This window comes from Citrobacter sp. Marseille-Q3906, assembly GCF_916618775.1.
Lineage (GTDB): Bacteria > Pseudomonadota > Gammaproteobacteria > Enterobacterales > Enterobacteriaceae > Citrobacter > Citrobacter murliniae.
In genome coordinates, this window is the sequence record NZ_CAKAKA010000002.1 from 306931 (window position 1) to 322611 (window position 15681).

A 15681-nucleotide genomic window follows, 5' to 3' on the forward strand; every position below is an offset into this window, starting at 1 on the left:
TCAGAAATTCCACGCAAAGCCAACCGCGGCATTGAAACCCGCTTCCGGAATAGATTCATGTGCGGTTCTGTAACGTTTATCGGTCAGGTTATTGAGTGCCAGATTGACCTGATACTGATCCTGCGGACCGAATTCGGTATTGAAGGCGAGATTAAGCGTTGCCCAGCCCGGATAATTTATTTCCGTACTTCCGGTGTTATCTTTGGCGCTGGAGGCCGCGCGGATAAACACATCTGAGGTCACGTTAGCGGCATTCAGCAGCAAGGTATGTTTCAGACCCACGCGTCCAGTCAGTGTTGGTTCGCCGGTATCCCAGGTTTTCATGGTGTCGCCTTCATACTGGCGGCGAATAATGTTGCCGCTCAGATAGGGGGAAACTGCCCATCCGTTGTACTCTGCGCTTAACTCCATGCCCCAGGTTTTGGCGCGATCGATGTTGTCGTAGTAGAAATAGCCTCCTCGTGAAGAGTTGCTATTGCCGTTGCACACGGGGTTGCCGGCACAAGCCAGGCTGGCGATATAGTCTTTGGCTTCTGAATAGTAAATCGCGCCGTCAATCAGCCACATCCCCCCTTTATAACGGGCTCCCAGCTCATAGTTATTGGAGTGTTCCGCTTTCAGGTCTGGATTACCGTAGGTGACGCTGCCACCCGCAGATGTCTGCATAAACAGCTGAGTGAGCGTCGGGAAGACATAACCCTGCGCATAGGCTGCACGTAGCTCGAGATCTTTAAAGCCGGAATAACGCAGGCTGGTAGAGGTGACCAGTTCATCGTCATGTACTGAGTTTCCTCCTGCTGATTGCCATGTGGTCCCGCTGCTTTGCGTCGTTTGCGTATCGTTACGATTGAGTTTTGAAGAGAGCCAGTATTGGCGAGCACCAACGGTCCACGTCCAGTTATCGGCAAAACGCCAGTCGTTTTGTGCAAACAGAGAGGTGTTGCTTTGTTCGGCTTCAATATGAGATAGCGTCCGGGTTTGTATATCAAAGTAGCCGGTCGCCGCCGTCTGACGCGTATTTCCGTCTGTGTCTTGTTTCACTTTGTCGTGTTGATACTGAGTACCAATGACCAGTTCATTGTTCGCCGGAAGGGAGAAATTACCCTGAAGCGTGACACCCTGGGTGTATTGTTTATCGTTGGTATTGGTCTGATTATTCACCGTCAGCGCTTTGATCGATGGGCTGGGAATAACCTGAGTGGTTTTGACCCGGTTCTCAAACTTACGCTCTATCGTCTGATTGTATGCGTCAATATGGATTTTCTTCAGGTAATCCCCGTCTGCCGCGTAGTCATAGAACAGACCTACTTTTTCGCGTTCCAGTTTAGGTATTTTGACGCTGAAGTCGTCGAACTGACCTTCCGGATCGTTAAACCAGGTTTGTGTGGACAGTTTGTAACGGTCGAGTGACAGACCGATTTTATGGCGATCGAGGTTATAGCCAAGCCAGACGCCCTGGCCGTTATTGCGGAAGTTGGTATTCGATAACCTTCCGTCAGGCGTATCGCGATCGCCCTGATCGGAATAGCTACCATTGATACGGTAATCAAAATTTTCAATGCTACCCCAGGCGGCTGCCGATTCTTCCCATCCTGCCGTCGCGGAGTTGTAGACTGCTTTAATGCTCCCGGCAAGGGGCTTATCGCCGCCTTTTTTCGTAATAAAGTTCACCACCCCGCCAATAGCCTGCGAACCATAGAGTACGGAGTAGGGGCCTTTGACAACCTCGATACGTTCCAGGGCTGATTCGTCAATAAGCAGGCCAGCGCCGTAGTTTTGACCGGCGCGCTGGTAACTGACGACCTGACCGTCTATGAGTATCAGTACGCGTGAAGAGGCTTCACCGCGGATGCGGATTTGTTTTCGTCCCGCAAGGGCGTTATCAGTGACTTCAACGCCGGGTATATCCTTTAAATCGTCGGCAATAGAAACGTTGGTGGAGTTTTGCAACGTCTGGCGGTCAATAACCTGAATCGTCGCCGGGCTTTCCCAGAGACTGCTTTCCGAACGGTTTGCCGTGACGATCACCGTGTCGTCGGCTGATGTGTGTGTGGTCGTAGTTGTCGATGCTGAAACAGCCCCTGAAACACATAATGTCAGAGCTGAAAGAATAAACGGCCTTTGGCTAATCCGTGGCAACATAAGAGAACCTTTTATTGAATGTTAATGATCATCATTATCATTCGCGTTTGTATATAAAATTGTATCCAGATGTTCAATACAAAAGGTGTAAAACCAATGCATCTTTTGATTTGAATCAATTTTGTATCGTTGATGCGGGTGGAATTGTGATCGGGATGGCGCATAACCTTGTGAATAGGCTGGCTTTTTAAATTAATCGCTGATGTACCTGTTGGGCGTTTCGCCGGATAAGGGATTACTGCAATCTGGGCTATAATGTGGCTCTGCATTGAGAGAGCTGTGGGGGATGATGTGAATATTAGTGATGTGGCGAAAAAAACCGGATTAACCAGTAAAGCTATTCGCTTTTATGAAGAGAAAGGGCTGGTGACTCCGCCGCTGCGTAGCGAGAACGGATACCGCACTTATACCCAGCAACATCTGAATGAACTGACGTTGTTGCGACAAGCGCGGCAGGTTGGGTTTAATCTCGAAGAGTGCGGTGAGCTGGTGAACCTGTTTAACGATCCGGCACGTCACAGCGCAGATGTAAAAAAACGTACTCTCGAGAAGGTGGCTGAAATCGAACGGCATATCAGCGAATTACAGGCGATGCGGGGACATTTGCTGGCGCTGGCAAACAGTTGCCCTGGCGATGACAGCGCCGAATGTCCAATTATTGATAATCTCTCCGGCTGTTGTCATCACAAAGCAAAGGTTTAGCGGCGAGAGGGATTGAGCATAAATACTACCGTGCCGCGATACCACGGGGATTTTTCAAGCTGAGCTTCAGCCTGCGGATCCCGGCTACCGTTTTGCACCAGCCCAAGCTTAAATGGTATGCGTAACCGGATGAGCGCGGGCAAATACGCCTGATAATTTGCCACAGTGTGACGTCCCTGATAGCTCTGAACTACCAGTTCATCGACCGGCAATGCGTTCAGCGTGGCGATATCGCCGGTTTTCGCCCAGTCCAGCAGCCCGGTAACGCCAAGGGCGAACTCTGGCGGTAACTGTTGGCGAAGCTGACGCAGAAAGTGAGCGTAATCCGTGAGCTGATGAGTTGCGGCGTCAAAATCAACCTGCAAACCGACGACGTGATTCCCTGCAGACTGCCAGCGTTGCAACAGCCGTGTGATACGCGCCGGAATCTCTTCCGGCACGTCGAGGGTGGTGAAGCGTACGGTCAGCCAGATTGTTGGAAATGTCAGACGACTGACCGGCAAGCCGAGCCGCTGAAAGATTACTTCCCCTGACTGAATGACTACTTCACCCTGATGCAAATAGACCGTTTGCGCGTTCTGGAGTTCGTTGCTGGCTTTCACCCCTGACCACAACCAGAAGGCCGGATGGTCGCGGGCGGTGACAATTTCCGTAGCCTGTACCTGTCCGGCCAGCAGCGCAGCTACCAGTAATATTTGAGTTTTTGCGCCCACGGGCTTCCTGGATACTGTGTCTTCAGTTGCGTGAACCACTCTTTACGCTGTGATTTATCCACCTCTGCGCCACCGCATTCGTTCGAACCTGATGGTGCATAGCACATGATGGCGCGATACAACGCAAAGCTTTTATCCTCGAGTTCCGCTTTTGGTGCAGCAATAACCTGCTGATAGTAGCGCTGTCTGTCGTACTGACCGAACGGTTCTTTACGTGAAATTGCCACTTCCAGCACATCATTGCCTGTACTGTTTGCCCACAGATCAACACGGGTTTGCGTGGTACGGAAAAACTCACCCAGACAGTTCAGAGCGTGGGCATCATCCGCTTTTTTGCTTAGCACTGTGACTGTTTCAGTCAGGCTACGGCATGCGTAACCGGCCTGAGCAGCATCGCCGTTCCAGTCAAAGGTGTTCAGATTGACATCAGCAAACGCATCTGCGGATACCGGTTGCGTAATTGCGCTGGCAAGTTTTCTGTCATTCAGCCAGTCGCCAAAGCGATTCTCGGTTAAATCCCGCACCAGTAGCGTATGCAGCGCGATGGTACGCTCTTCATTATTTGGTCCGTGGGTTGCCTGCTGGCGCAGTAGTTCAGGAGAGGCTTGTGTTTTCAGCACCTGTGAACGAAAACGCAGGTTTGTAACCATGCTGTTCGGGGCGAAAACTGCCGCCACATCGCCGCTGTAGACCAGCGTTGCCGCCAGTTTAGCCTGCACATATTGTTGCTGTTCGTTATTCTGGCTATGTTTCAATAGTTGCTGCCAGAACTCACGCGCCGCAGACCACTGCTTTTGCCCCATCAGTGCTTCGCCATAAAGCACTTGTTCGCTGAAGGCGAGAGTGTCGTTTGCGGGGAGTTTCTGCGCCGGGGTTACTGCCTGAACAATGGCTGTGTAGTTGCCAGTCGCCATCCACAGATTTAGTTGCAGGTTGTGCCACAGCGGCAGTTTTCCGCTCTTCTCGAAAACGGGCTTGCTGGCGTCGAACTGCGCCTGCGTCAGCGTCGGTTTGTCGTCGTTGTTTAGTCGCAGGGCGCGCAGCAGTTCGATATAGCTGACCCATGGGGCGTCAGGGAAGGTCTCAACTGCAGATTGCTCCAGGAACTGCATGCCAAAAACATTATCGTATTCGATGACCGCGCTACGCAGTTGCGGTGCGTCGGCTGCCTGCTGGAAGCCTTGCTCATACAGTGTTGCCAGCGGCGCCCACGATTGCAGATACCAGTTAATACGGCGCAGCATACCGCGCGCAGAATCGGCGTAAAGTCCCTGCGGGAAGTGTTGCAGATAAGTTTGTGCCAGAGTCTGTGCCTGAGCGGCATCCTGGCGGTTGATTCTGGCGATATCAAAATCACCGTATTCACCGACGCTGTTCTGACTACTTTTATTCAGCGCCGTGCGCATCAACATGTATTGCGCGGTTTCTGCCAGCCACGGACGATCGCTGGTGGCAAGCTGCGTGAAATTCTGTTCCGCATTGACGTAGTCGCCTTCATAGAAACGCGAGGCGGCGATCAGATAGGTTTTATACTGTTGCGCGGATGAATCGGCTGGGATTGAGGTGAGGGAGGACGTAATCTGCTCGCCGGTCGCGCCGGACAATAACCCCAACCGCGCCCGGGCTAACGCCTGGCGTTGTTCAACCGTTAACGAGGTATCGGCCAGTAGCGCGGCAAAAAACTGACTGACGCTGTCCCTGTTATTTGAAACATGGCGGTTTTCATTCTCTGTGTCGTCGGCATTTATCTCTTCGGCGGCGATCTGCAGCTTGTCCATCTGGCGAGCAAGCGTGTCATCTGCACGTTGCTCCGGCGTAGCGGCGGCTGGCGACGTGATTTCATCCCACTGCGGGTGATACGCAAAATAGAAATCGCGGGAGCGGGTGATATCCTCAGGCATCGACTGAACGGGCAGGGCGAATGATTTTTCCTGGCTTAACAATCGCAGCAGGTTATCCCGGCTGTCGTTTTGCGGGCTGAATACCGGGATACCTTTTAGCAGACAGTGGTCATCACTCCATTTGCAATCTTCCATATCAAAAGAAGCAAATGCCTGAGGGGCTCCTGCCAACAATGAACAAAGGGCTAGAGCGAGGGATGTCTTCCTGACCATAATCTTATTTCCTGTATGATTTATTGTGATACGGCTTTGATAACCAGGGTGATACCCTCAATGGCAACCACTTCGACCTGCGTACCGGCAGTCAAATTATCGTTCGCACTGACCGGCCAGGAGCTGTCGCCAACGCGCATATGCCCGCGACCATTCACCAGCGTGGTCTCCAGAATAAACCGGCGACCGACCAGCTGCTGCCCGCGCTGATTGAGGTGGCTGTCAGCTGGTTTCTGCTCCTGTACGCGCTTTGCCAGCCACTTCCACCACAGCCAGGCTGCCAGCAACGTTAACAAGGCGAACATCGCACCCTGCCACGCCCAGTCGAGCGGAAGTAGCCAGACCACCAGACCGGTGATCACCGCTGCTACGCCGCTCCACAGCAGATAACCGTTACCGCCCAGCATCTCGGCGGCCAGTAACAGACCACCGAGGCTAAGCCAGAAGATATGTGGGTGAACCAGAATCATCGCTATCATGATTTTTTCCGTTCGCTGGCGCTGTCCTTAATTAATTCGCTGATGCCGGCAATCGAGCCCATCAGGCTGCTGGCGTCCAGTGGCATCATCACCACTTTACTGTTATTTGACGAACCGATTTGTTGCAGCGCTTCGGTGTATTTCTGAGCCACGAAGTAGTTCACCGCCTGAATATCCCCGGCGGCAATCGCCTCCGAAACCATCTGAGTTGCGCGAGCTTCGGCTTCGGCGGAACGTTCGCGCGCTTCTGCCTGTAAAAACGCGGACTGGCGTTCACCTTCCGCTTTCAGTATTTTCGACTGCTTCTCACCTTCCGCTTTGACGATCTCCGCCTGGCGGATCCCTTCGGCTTCAAGAATGTAGGCGCGTTTGGTACGTTCCGCTTTCATCTGGGCGTTCATCGCGTCGATAAGTTCAGCCGGTGGGCGTACATCGCGGATCTCAATTCGGGTGATTTTGATGCCCCAGGGATTGGTGGCTTCATCAACGATATGCAGCAGACGTGTGTTGATGTTATCACGCTGGGAGAGCATTTCATCCAGCTCCATGGAGCCGAGAACGGTACGAATGTTGGTCATGGTCAGGTTGATGATCGCCAGTTCAAGATTACTGACTTCATATGCTGCTTTCGGCGCGTCGATCACCTGAATAAAGCACACTGCATCGATAGAAACGTTGGCGTTATCTTTGGAGATAACTTCCTGCGACGGGATATCGAGAACCTGCTCCATCATATTGATCTTACGACCAATTCTATCCATGAAGGGCACCACGAGACTTAAGCCTGGCTGCAGGGTTTTGGTGTAACGGCCAAAACGCTCCACTGTCCACTGGTATCCCTGCGGGACGATTTTGACGCCTGCGCCGACGATTACCAGCGCGACAAAAATGAGAATGGGGATAAAAATGAGCATTGATGAAACCTCCTGTTGTGCTGTCCTTTACTACCTGATTAATCAAATTATACCCGATTAATCAGGGTGGGCTCCCCTATAATAAATTACAGGGATATATCCGTCATACTTCAAGTTGCATGTGCGTTAGCTACGTTCGTTCACCTCAGTCACTTGCCGCCTTCATGCAACTCGAATTATTTTGGGTATAGACTGTCTGCACGAAAGATGTAAAAAAGGGATCTGTAATGGAAGAAAGCAGAATGTTGCTTCAGTTAAAAAATGTCGCCTGGCAGGCGGGAACGACGAAAATTCTCAATAACATCAGTTTTAATCTCAACGCCGGGGAATTTAAGCTGATTACCGGTCAGTCCGGCTGCGGTAAAAGTACGTTACTGAAGATTGTGGCGTCGTTAATTAGCCCGAGTGCCGGTGAGATTATTTTTGAGGGAAAGGAGATAACTACCCTCAAACCCGAAGCTTATCGTCAGCAGGTCTCTTATTGCGCGCAAACCCCCGCTTTGTTTGGCGATACTGTCTACGATAACCTTATTTTCCCGTGGCAAATCCGCAATAAACGTCCTGAACCTGATGCGTTTCTGGCCGATCTGGCCCGCTTTGAACTGCCTGAGGAGATCCTCAAAAAAAATATTAATGAACTCTCCGGAGGCGAAAAACAGCGTATCTCATTAATTCGCAATTTGCAGTTTCTGCCCAAAATCCTGTTGCTGGATGAAATAACCAGCGCACTGGATGAGGCCAATAAACGCAACGTGAATGAATTAATTCACCGTTACGTTCGCGAGAAAAATATCGCAGTGCTGTGGGTTACGCACGACAAAGATGAAATTAATCATGCGGATAATATCATTACCCTTCAGCCGCATGCCGGAGAGATGCAGGAAGCAAGCAATGAACGAGCATAATATTACCAATGAATCACTGGCGTTAGCGATGATGCTGGTGGTAGTGGCGATACTGATTAGTCACAAAGAAAAACTGGCGCTGGAAAAAGATATTCTCTGGAGCGTTTGCCGGGCGGTGATCCAGCTTATTATCGTCGGCTATGTGCTGAAATATATCTTTGGCGTTAACCACAGCATTCTGACTCTAGTGATGGTGCTGTTTATCTGCTTTAACGCTGCGTATAACGCGCAAAAACGCAGTAAATATATTGATAAAGCCTTTATCTCGTCGTTTATCGCCATTACGTCGGGAGCGGGAGTGACGCTGGCTGTTCTGGTTCTGTCCGGTTCCATCGAATTCGCGCCAATGCAGGTGATCCCAATTTCCGGCATGATCGCAGGTAATGCGATGGTGGCGGTCGGGTTATGTTACAACAACCTGGGGCAGCGGTTTAACAGCGAGCAGCAGCAAATCCAGGAGAAATTGAGCCTCGGTGCCACGCCGAAAGTGGCGTCTGCGCCGCTTATTCGCGACAGCATTCGTGCGTCATTGATCCCGACGATCGATTCAGCGAAAACTGTGGGACTGGTGAGCTTACCAGGGATGATGTCGGGCTTGATCTTTGCTGGTATCGATCCGGTAAAAGCAATTAAGTATCAGATAATGGTGACCTTTATGCTGCTTTCTACCGCCAGCCTGTCGACCATTATTGCCTGTTATCTCACTTACCGGAAATTCTACAATTCGCGCCACCAACTGGTGGTGACGCATTTGAAAAAGCCGTGATGTGATGCCGGATGCGTTTTTTCTAGGCCCGATGAGCGTAAGCGCCATCGGGCAAAATCACGCAGATTAGTACAACAACGCGTACAGCTGGCGACGATATTTCGATGCCAGCGCATCACCGGTTCCCAGCGCAGCGAGAATTTCCTGGAAGGTCTTACGTGCCTGACCGTCTGCGGCCGCAAGATCTTTTCTCAGGTGGCTGAACAGGAGTTCCAGCGCCTCTTCGTTACGTCCGACCTGGTGCAGTTGTAACGCCAACTGTGCTGCCAGTGCCGCATCCTGAGGGTTGCTCGCTACTTGCTGCTGTAACTGCTGGATTTCCGGCGTATCTGCCGCTTGTTTCAGTAGTTCAATCTGCGCGACCAGCCCCTGATAACGGGTGTCCTGATCCTGCAACGGAATGGTTTTCAGTACCGCTTCGGCATCCTCCGAACGGTTAAGCGCGATTTGTGTTTCTGCCAGCAGCAGGCCGATTTCGCTGCTTTGGTTAGATAACTGCCAGGCTTCTTTCAGCAAAGGCAGCGCTTCGGCGTGATTGCCGGCTTCAATAAACTCAATGGCCTGGCGCGCTTTCAGCTCCTCTTCACTTGGGAGCACTTTATCGAGCAGTGCGCGAATGACTTCTTCCGGCTGCGGCCCCTGGAATCCGTCTACCGGCTGACCGTTCTGGAACAGATATACCGTTGGGATAGCGCGCAGGCCAAACTGGGAGGCGATCATCTGTTCAGCGTCGCAGTCCAGTTTGGCGAGAATAAACTGACCGTTGTACTGCGCGGCAAGACTTTCCAGTACCGGCGTTAGTTGCAGACAATGCTGGCTACGCTCAGACCAGAAATAGAACAGGACTGGTGTGGTCATCGACAGTTCAAGGGTCTGCTGCAGGTTAGATTCGTTAATATTGACAATATTTTGTACGGACATGGAGTCACTCTCTATTCGTCTATTTGTTTTTACATGGGGGCAGACGTGCTGGCTTCAACTCAGCCCTGTAAAATTTTGTCCATTACGCGACCTGGCAACAGGCGTTTCAGCAGCATAACTGCCCAGGTCACCAGGGTGACGGGGTAGCGCAGTTTCGGTTTATCACTTTCAAAAGCATGGCGCACTTTGGCGACAACAGCCTCTGGGCCCAGCGTAAAACGCGCGGCAATGCCGGGGTTTTCGACAGGAGAATCGCTTTGGGTCTGGTTAACGTTTTCGGTAAAACGGGTACGTATGGGGCCGGGTTCAATCAGGCTGACCTTGATTCCACTGTGGCGTAGTTCCATGCGCAATGCATCGGACCATGCTTCCAGCGCGTATTTACTGGCGGCGTACGCCCCACGTCCAGGCGTGGAGATTAATCCCATTACTGAAGAGGTTATCACAATCCGCCCTTCGCCATGCGGTAACATGGCAGGCAGCAGGCGCATAGTGAGCTGATGCGCGCCAAAGAAGTTGGCGGAAAACTGTTGTTCCATCTGTTCACGGCTGATAGTGGTCAGCGGACCATACACGCCGTATCCTGCGTTGTTAAAGATCCCATACAAACGATTATCGGTCAGGGCGATCACCTCATCGGCAGCACGATCCACACTTTCTGGCGAATCCAGATCCAGCAATATGCCGGTGAATCCCATGCCATTCATACGTGCGACATCGTCAGGCTTACGGCAGGCTGCCAGAATTTGAAAACCCTGGCGCTTTAGCTCAAGCGCGCTTTCCAGGCCGATACCGCTGGAACATCCTGTTATTAAGACCGATTTTTGCATAACTTTACCTGTCAGGATCTCCGTTGATTTACGAGTCGTGGTTAACTAAAGGAGTGAGTTGTTTCGCCATCCAGTCGGCAATAAACGGCTGGGCGTCACGATTTGGATGAATACCATCATCCTGCATCCACTGGGGTTTCAGATAGACCTCTTCCATAAAAAAGGGCAACAGAGGAATATCAAACTCTTTGGCGAGCTTTGGATAAATAGCGCTAAAGGTTTCATTATAACGGCGACCGTAGTTTGCCGGCAGACGAATTTGCATCAATAACGGTTCGGCATTCGCGGCCTTCACGTCCTGCAATATTTTGCGCAGAGTCTGTTCGGTTTGCTGAGGTTGAAACCCGCGTAGTCCGTCGTTGCCGCCAAGTTCTACCAGCACCCAGCGAGGCTGATGCTGTTGCAGTAATGCGGGCAGACGGGACAGACCCTGTTGTGAGGTGTCGCCGCTAATGCTGGCATTCACCACAGATGTTTTGGTTTGCCATTTATCATGGAGTAGCGCTGGCCACGCCGCGCTGGCTGACATACGGTATCCGGCACTCAGGCTGTCACCCAGAATTAATAACGTGTCCGCTGCGGCGGCGCGGAACGTTAACAGGACCAGGAACAGGAAGGGCAAATGCCAGCGGAAAACATTGTTGAAGTTCATCATCTTAAGAAATCCGTCGGTCAGGGTGATCACGAGCTATCCATCCTTACCGGAGTTGAACTGGTTGTCAAACGCGCCGAGACCATTGCGTTGATTGGCGAGTCGGGCTCGGGAAAATCGACACTGCTGGCAATCCTCGCCGGTCTGGACGATGGCTCTGGCGGAGAAGTCTGCCTGGTAGGACAGCCGTTGCATACTATGGATGAAGAGGCCAGGGCACAACTGCGGGCGAAGCATGTCGGTTTTGTTTTCCAGTCCTTCATGTTAATTCCAACCCTGAATGCGTTGGAGAACGTTGAGTTGCCCGCGTTATTGCGGGGGGAAAATAGCGGGAAAAGCCGCGACGGTGCGAAAGCATTGCTTGAGCAACTGGGGTTGGGGAAACGTCTCGACCACCTTCCTGCTCAACTCTCAGGCGGTGAGCAGCAGCGCGTGGCGTTGGCGCGGGCGTTTAACGGGCGCCCTGACGTACTGTTTGCCGATGAGCCAACAGGCAACCTGGACCGACAAACCGGAGACAAAATTGCCGATCTGCTGTTTTCCCTCAACCGTGAACACGGCACGACTCTGGTTCTGGTGACTCACGATCCGCAACTGGCGGCACGCTGTGACAGGCGTTTACGTCTGGTGAACGGGCAGTTGCAGGAGGAGGCATGATCGCACGCTGGTTCTGGCGCGAATGGCGCTCACCTTCATTATTAATCGTCTGGCTGGCGCTGAGTCTGGCGGTGGCCTGCGTGCTGGCGCTGGGCAACATCAGCGACCGTATGGAAAAAGGGCTGAGTCAGCAAAGTCGCGAGTTTATGGCGGGTGACCGGGCGCTACAAAGCTCGCGGGAAGTGCCAACATCATGGATTGATGAGGCGCGTCAACGTGGCCTGAAGGTGGGCGAACAGCTGACCTTCGCTACTATGACCTTTGCGGCCGATACTCCGCAACTGGCGAATGTCAAAGCGGTGGATGACGTTTACCCGATGTATGGTAATTTGCAAACCAACCCTCCGGGACTCAAACCACAACCAGGATCTGTACTGCTGGCTCCGCGCCTGATGGCGCTGCTCAATTTAAAAATCGGTGATTCCATCGATGTTGGTGACGTCACCCTGCATATTGCCGGAGAAGTGGTACAGGAGCCGGATTCCGGCTTTAACCCGTTCCAGATAGCGCCGCGCCTGATGATGAATATGGCGGATGTTGCAAAAACTGGCGCGGTCCAGCCGGGAAGCCGCGTGACATGGCGTTATAAATTTGGCGGTACGCCGCAGCAACTGGAAGAGTATGAGCAATGGCTGTTGCCGCAGCTAAAGCCGGAACAACGCTGGTACGGGCTGGAGCAGGATGAAGGGGCGTTAGGGAAATCGCTCGAACGCTCGCAGCAGTTCCTCCTGTTGTCGGCGTTGTTAACGTTGCTGCTGGCGGTTGCCGCCGTTGCGGTGGCGATGAGTCATTATTGCCGCAGTCGGTACGATTTGGTGGCGATTTTGAAAACGCTCGGTGCGGGCAGGGCGCAGTTGCGTAAATTGATTGTCGGACAGTGGCTGATGGTACTGGCGCTGTCTGGCATAACCGGCGGAGCATGTGGGCTACTGTTTGAGCGTGTTCTGGTGGTGTTGCTCAGGCCCGTATTACCCGGCGAATTGCCGCCAGCCAGTCTGTGGCCATGGCTGTGGGCATTAGGCACCATGACCGTTATCTCTCTGCTGGTGGGGCTACGTCCTTATCGTCTGTTACTGGCCACGCAGCCGCTGCGGGTGCTGCGCCGTGACGTGGTGGCAAATGTCTGGCCGCTGAAATTTTATCTCCCGTTGGTTTCGGTTGTTGTTGTTGCGCTCCTCGCGGGGTTGATGGGTGGCAGTATGCTGCTGTGGGCGGTGCTGGCTGGTGCGGTCGTACTGGCGCTACTGTGCGGCGTGCTGGGCTGGATGCTGCTCAACGTGCTGCGTGGCATGACGTTAACCTCGCTGCCGCTGCGTTTAGCGGTCAGCCGACTGTTGCGTCAGCCCTGGTCAACGCTGAGCCAGCTCTCAGCCTTTTCACTCTCCTTTATGCTGCTGGCGTTGTTGCTGGTACTGCGTGGCGATCTGCTCGATCGCTGGCAGCAGCAAATGCCGCCGGAAAGCCCGAACTACTTCCTTATCAACATCGCGACTGAACAGGTTGTACCGCTGAAGGGTTTCCTGTCTGAGCATCAGATAATTCCTGAGTCGTTCTACCCGATTGTGCGGGCGCGTCTGACGGCAATTAATGATAAGGCGACCGAGGGCAATCAGGATGAAGCGCTCAACCGTGAATTGAACCTGACCTGGCAGGATACCCGACCGGATCATAACCCGATTACCGCCGGAACCTGGCCGCCAAAAGCTGGTGAGGTATCGATGGAGGAGGGGCTGGCAAAACGGCTGAACGTGAAGCTCGGCGATCGTGTGACCTTTATGGGGGATACCCAGGATTTCAGTGCCACGGTCAGCAGCCTGCGCAAAGTGGACTGGGAAAGTCTGCGGCCTAACTTCTTCTTTATCTTCCCTTCCGGCGCACTGGACGGACAGCCGCAAAGCTGGCTGACCAGTTTTCGCTGGGAGAACGGTAACGGCATGCTGACACAGCTTAATCGCGAGTTTCCGACCGTCAGCCTGCTGGATATCGGCGCAATCCTCAAGCAGGTTGGTCAGGTTCTGCAGCAGGTCAGTCGGGCGCTGGAGGTGATGGTAGTGCTGGTAACTGCCTGCGGCATGTTGTTGCTCCTGGCCCAGGTTCAGGTCGGGATGCGCCAGCGTCATCAGGAACTGGTGGTCTGGCGTACGCTCGGGGCGGGTAAGAAACTTTTGCGTACCACGCTGTGGTGCGAGTTCGCCATGCTGGGGATGGTCTCTGGGTTGGTGGCGGCCATTGGTGCCGAAACGGCGCTGGCGGTTCTGCAAACCAAAGTCTTTGACTTCCCATGGGAACCTGACTGGCGACTGTGGGTAGTATTGCCGTTTTGCGGGGCGCTGCTGCTCTCATTATGTGGCGGATGGCTCGGCGCACGCCTGTTAAAAGGTAAAGCACTCTTCCGACAATTCAGTAATTAATTCATTTCAGTGATGATTACGCACCGGTTTTTTATATCGGTGCGTATTTTTTTCTATAGGGCACAAATTGATAACTCCTTGATATTTAACAGCACAAATCAATAAAAAACCGCCAACACGACGGGGTTAATAAAAGTTAATATTTGCATGCTGAATAATTGGCAGGCTATCTATCAAGGTAAAACCATGACTATAAAAAAAACAGCGCTGGCGGTATCGATCGGCGCAGCAGTGGCATTAACGACTTTCGCTTCTCAGGCGGAAATCACGGTCCTGAAACAAGATCCGCAGGCGGGCAATCCGCTGAGCCGTCTTAACTTCACCGTCGGCGGGAGTATTCGTCCACAGTTCCAGAATATGGCTGGCGATGATGGTAAGAATGGTTACAAACGTAATGGTTTTGACGGCGGCACGCGTTTCCGCTTCGCTGCTGACTACTATCTGTTTGATGACATCAGTTGGGTGAGCTACTACGAGCTGGGCGTTAACTTCCCGGCCATGTTCAACTGGGATAATCACTACGCTGACGGCGCCAACGATACCACGCGTCGTATGCTGTACACCGGTCTGAAAAGCGCGACCTGGGGTACACTGACCTTCGGTCAACAGAACAGCATTTACTATGATGTGGTCGGTGCGAAAACGGATATCTGGGACTACGACATGATCGGTCAGGCGCCAGGTAACGGTATTAATGGCGACTACGATGGCTCATATCGCACGCGTAAGTCTCTGAAGTATAAGAAAGCTGTTGGGGATGTTGATCTCTACGCTTCTTATCTGTTCAGCGATGATTACAACCCGAATAACGGCCTGCGCTACAAGCGTAAAGGTGGTGGCTCTCTGGGCGTGGATTACCACATCACTGATGACTTAACCTGGGGTACCGCGTGGAACTACACCCGTGCGGAAATGCGCGGCAACAGTAGCAAAACTTACGATCAGAACATTATTGGTACCGCACTGAGCTGGAAACCGGACAACTGGACCTTCTCACTGGGTGGCGGCTGGTACCAAAACTTCATGACCACCAAAAAAGTATCGGTTAACGACTACTTTGCTGGTGACGCATGGGGTCTGGAATACTTTGCTGGTTACACATTCCCGGTTGGTCAGTATGCGGTTAAATCCATCCAGCCTTACTTCATGGGCGACCGTATCGAATACGTGAATGGTCGTAACTATCTGCGTACCGACAATGGGTTGGGTATCAGCTTCCAGCTGGATTATGGTTTCCGTGTGGATTACGAACACGTCTTTACCTCCAGCACCGACAACCTGGGCGACATGAACCTGGTGCGTCTGCGCTACGATTTCTAAGAACGCCCTGCTAAAACAGATACCCGATGGTGCGATGCTAATCGGGTATTTGACCAGGCGCCGCCTATAAGCCGGATGATGCTATCCGGCTTTTTCGTTTTTCAACTATTCATTCCTGAAACTTGCATAAGCGCCTTCCTTACTCATTCAACGAC

General features: G+C 52.5%; 14 protein-coding genes. 6 read left to right on the plus strand and 8 right to left on the minus strand.

Annotated features, from left to right (window positions below; all coding sequences use genetic code 11):
- Complete coding sequence (locus tag LG384_RS05745) at window positions 1-2142, minus strand: TonB-dependent siderophore receptor (RefSeq protein ID WP_225760596.1); 2142 nt, start codon at window positions 2140-2142, stop codon at window positions 1-3.
- A 291-nt stretch (window positions 2143-2433) separates the two neighbouring features.
- On the opposite strand from LG384_RS05745, the gene cueR reads away from it, so the two are divergent.
- On the plus strand, window positions 2434-2844 hold the full coding sequence (gene cueR / locus LG384_RS05750) for a Cu(I)-responsive transcriptional regulator (RefSeq protein WP_045449474.1): 411 nt from the start codon (window positions 2434-2436) through the stop codon (window positions 2842-2844).
- Here the strand turns inward: cueR and LG384_RS05755 are convergent.
- From LG384_RS05755 to LG384_RS05770, 4 genes are read right to left on the minus strand one after another with little or no spacing between them, the layout of a single operon-like run.
- Complete coding sequence (locus LG384_RS05755; protein ID WP_200012234.1) at window positions 2841-3557, minus strand: DUF3142 domain-containing protein; 717 nt, start codon at window positions 3555-3557, stop codon at window positions 2841-2843. The genes cueR and LG384_RS05755 overlap by 4 nt on opposite strands.
- A complete protein-coding gene (locus LG384_RS05760; protein ID WP_225760597.1) occupies window positions 3527-5671 on the minus strand; it encodes a hypothetical protein in 2145 nt (714 codons plus the stop codon). Before LG384_RS05760 ends, LG384_RS05755 begins: the two co-directional genes overlap by 31 nt.
- A gap of 20 nt (window positions 5672-5691) precedes the next feature.
- Complete coding sequence (locus tag LG384_RS05765; RefSeq protein WP_045440699.1) at window positions 5692-6150, minus strand: NfeD family protein; 459 nt, start codon at window positions 6148-6150, stop codon at window positions 5692-5694.
- Complete coding sequence (locus tag LG384_RS05770; protein ID WP_045440701.1) at window positions 6147-7064, minus strand: SPFH domain-containing protein; 918 nt, start codon at window positions 7062-7064, stop codon at window positions 6147-6149. The genes LG384_RS05765 and LG384_RS05770 overlap by 4 nt, the downstream gene beginning before the upstream one ends.
- Before the next feature lie 227 nt (window positions 7065-7291).
- Between LG384_RS05770 and fetA the strand changes: the two genes are divergently transcribed.
- Entirely contained in the window at window positions 7292-7969 is a 678-nt protein-coding gene (gene fetA / locus LG384_RS05775) for an iron ABC transporter ATP-binding protein FetA (RefSeq protein ID WP_225760598.1), read from the plus strand.
- Complete coding sequence (gene fetB / locus LG384_RS05780) at window positions 7956-8735, plus strand: iron export ABC transporter permease subunit FetB (protein WP_045440713.1); 780 nt, start codon at window positions 7956-7958, stop codon at window positions 8733-8735. Before fetA ends, fetB begins: the two co-directional genes overlap by 14 nt.
- A gap of 66 nt (window positions 8736-8801) precedes the next feature.
- Here fetB and LG384_RS05785 read toward each other — a convergent pair whose 3' ends face one another.
- The 3 genes from LG384_RS05785 to tesA are packed head-to-tail and all read right to left on the minus strand — an operon-like array spanning window position 8802 to window position 11141.
- Window positions 8802-9656 (minus strand): co-chaperone YbbN, encoded by an 855-nt coding sequence (locus LG384_RS05785; protein WP_045440715.1) that lies wholly within the window; start codon window positions 9654-9656, stop codon window positions 8802-8804.
- A 59-nt stretch (window positions 9657-9715) separates the two neighbouring features.
- Window positions 9716-10486, minus strand: coding sequence for an SDR family oxidoreductase (locus tag LG384_RS05790; protein ID WP_225760599.1), 771 nt, complete (start codon window positions 10484-10486; stop codon window positions 9716-9718).
- Between the two features lie 28 nt (window positions 10487-10514).
- Entirely contained in the window at window positions 10515-11141 is a 627-nt protein-coding gene (gene tesA, locus LG384_RS05795; protein ID WP_136345285.1) for a multifunctional acyl-CoA thioesterase I/protease I/lysophospholipase L1, read from the minus strand.
- On the opposite strand from tesA, the gene ybbA reads away from it, so the two are divergent.
- The 3 genes from ybbA to LG384_RS05810 all read left to right on the plus strand — a co-directional run bounded on the left by ybbA (window position 11109) and on the right by LG384_RS05810 (window position 15526).
- The gene (gene ybbA, locus LG384_RS05800; protein WP_225760600.1) at window positions 11109-11795 is read left to right on the plus strand and encodes a putative ABC transporter ATP-binding protein YbbA; all 687 of its coding nucleotides are present in this window, start codon (window positions 11109-11111) and stop codon (window positions 11793-11795) included. The genes tesA and ybbA overlap by 33 nt on opposite strands.
- Complete coding sequence (gene ybbP / locus LG384_RS05805) at window positions 11792-14206, plus strand: putative ABC transporter permease subunit YbbP (RefSeq protein ID WP_225760601.1); 2415 nt, start codon at window positions 11792-11794, stop codon at window positions 14204-14206. Before ybbA ends, ybbP begins: the two co-directional genes overlap by 4 nt.
- Before the next feature lie 186 nt (window positions 14207-14392).
- On the plus strand, window positions 14393-15526 hold the full coding sequence (locus tag LG384_RS05810; RefSeq protein WP_225760602.1) for a porin: 1134 nt from the start codon (window positions 14393-14395) through the stop codon (window positions 15524-15526).
- The last annotated feature ends 155 nt before the right edge of the window (window positions 15527-15681 follow it).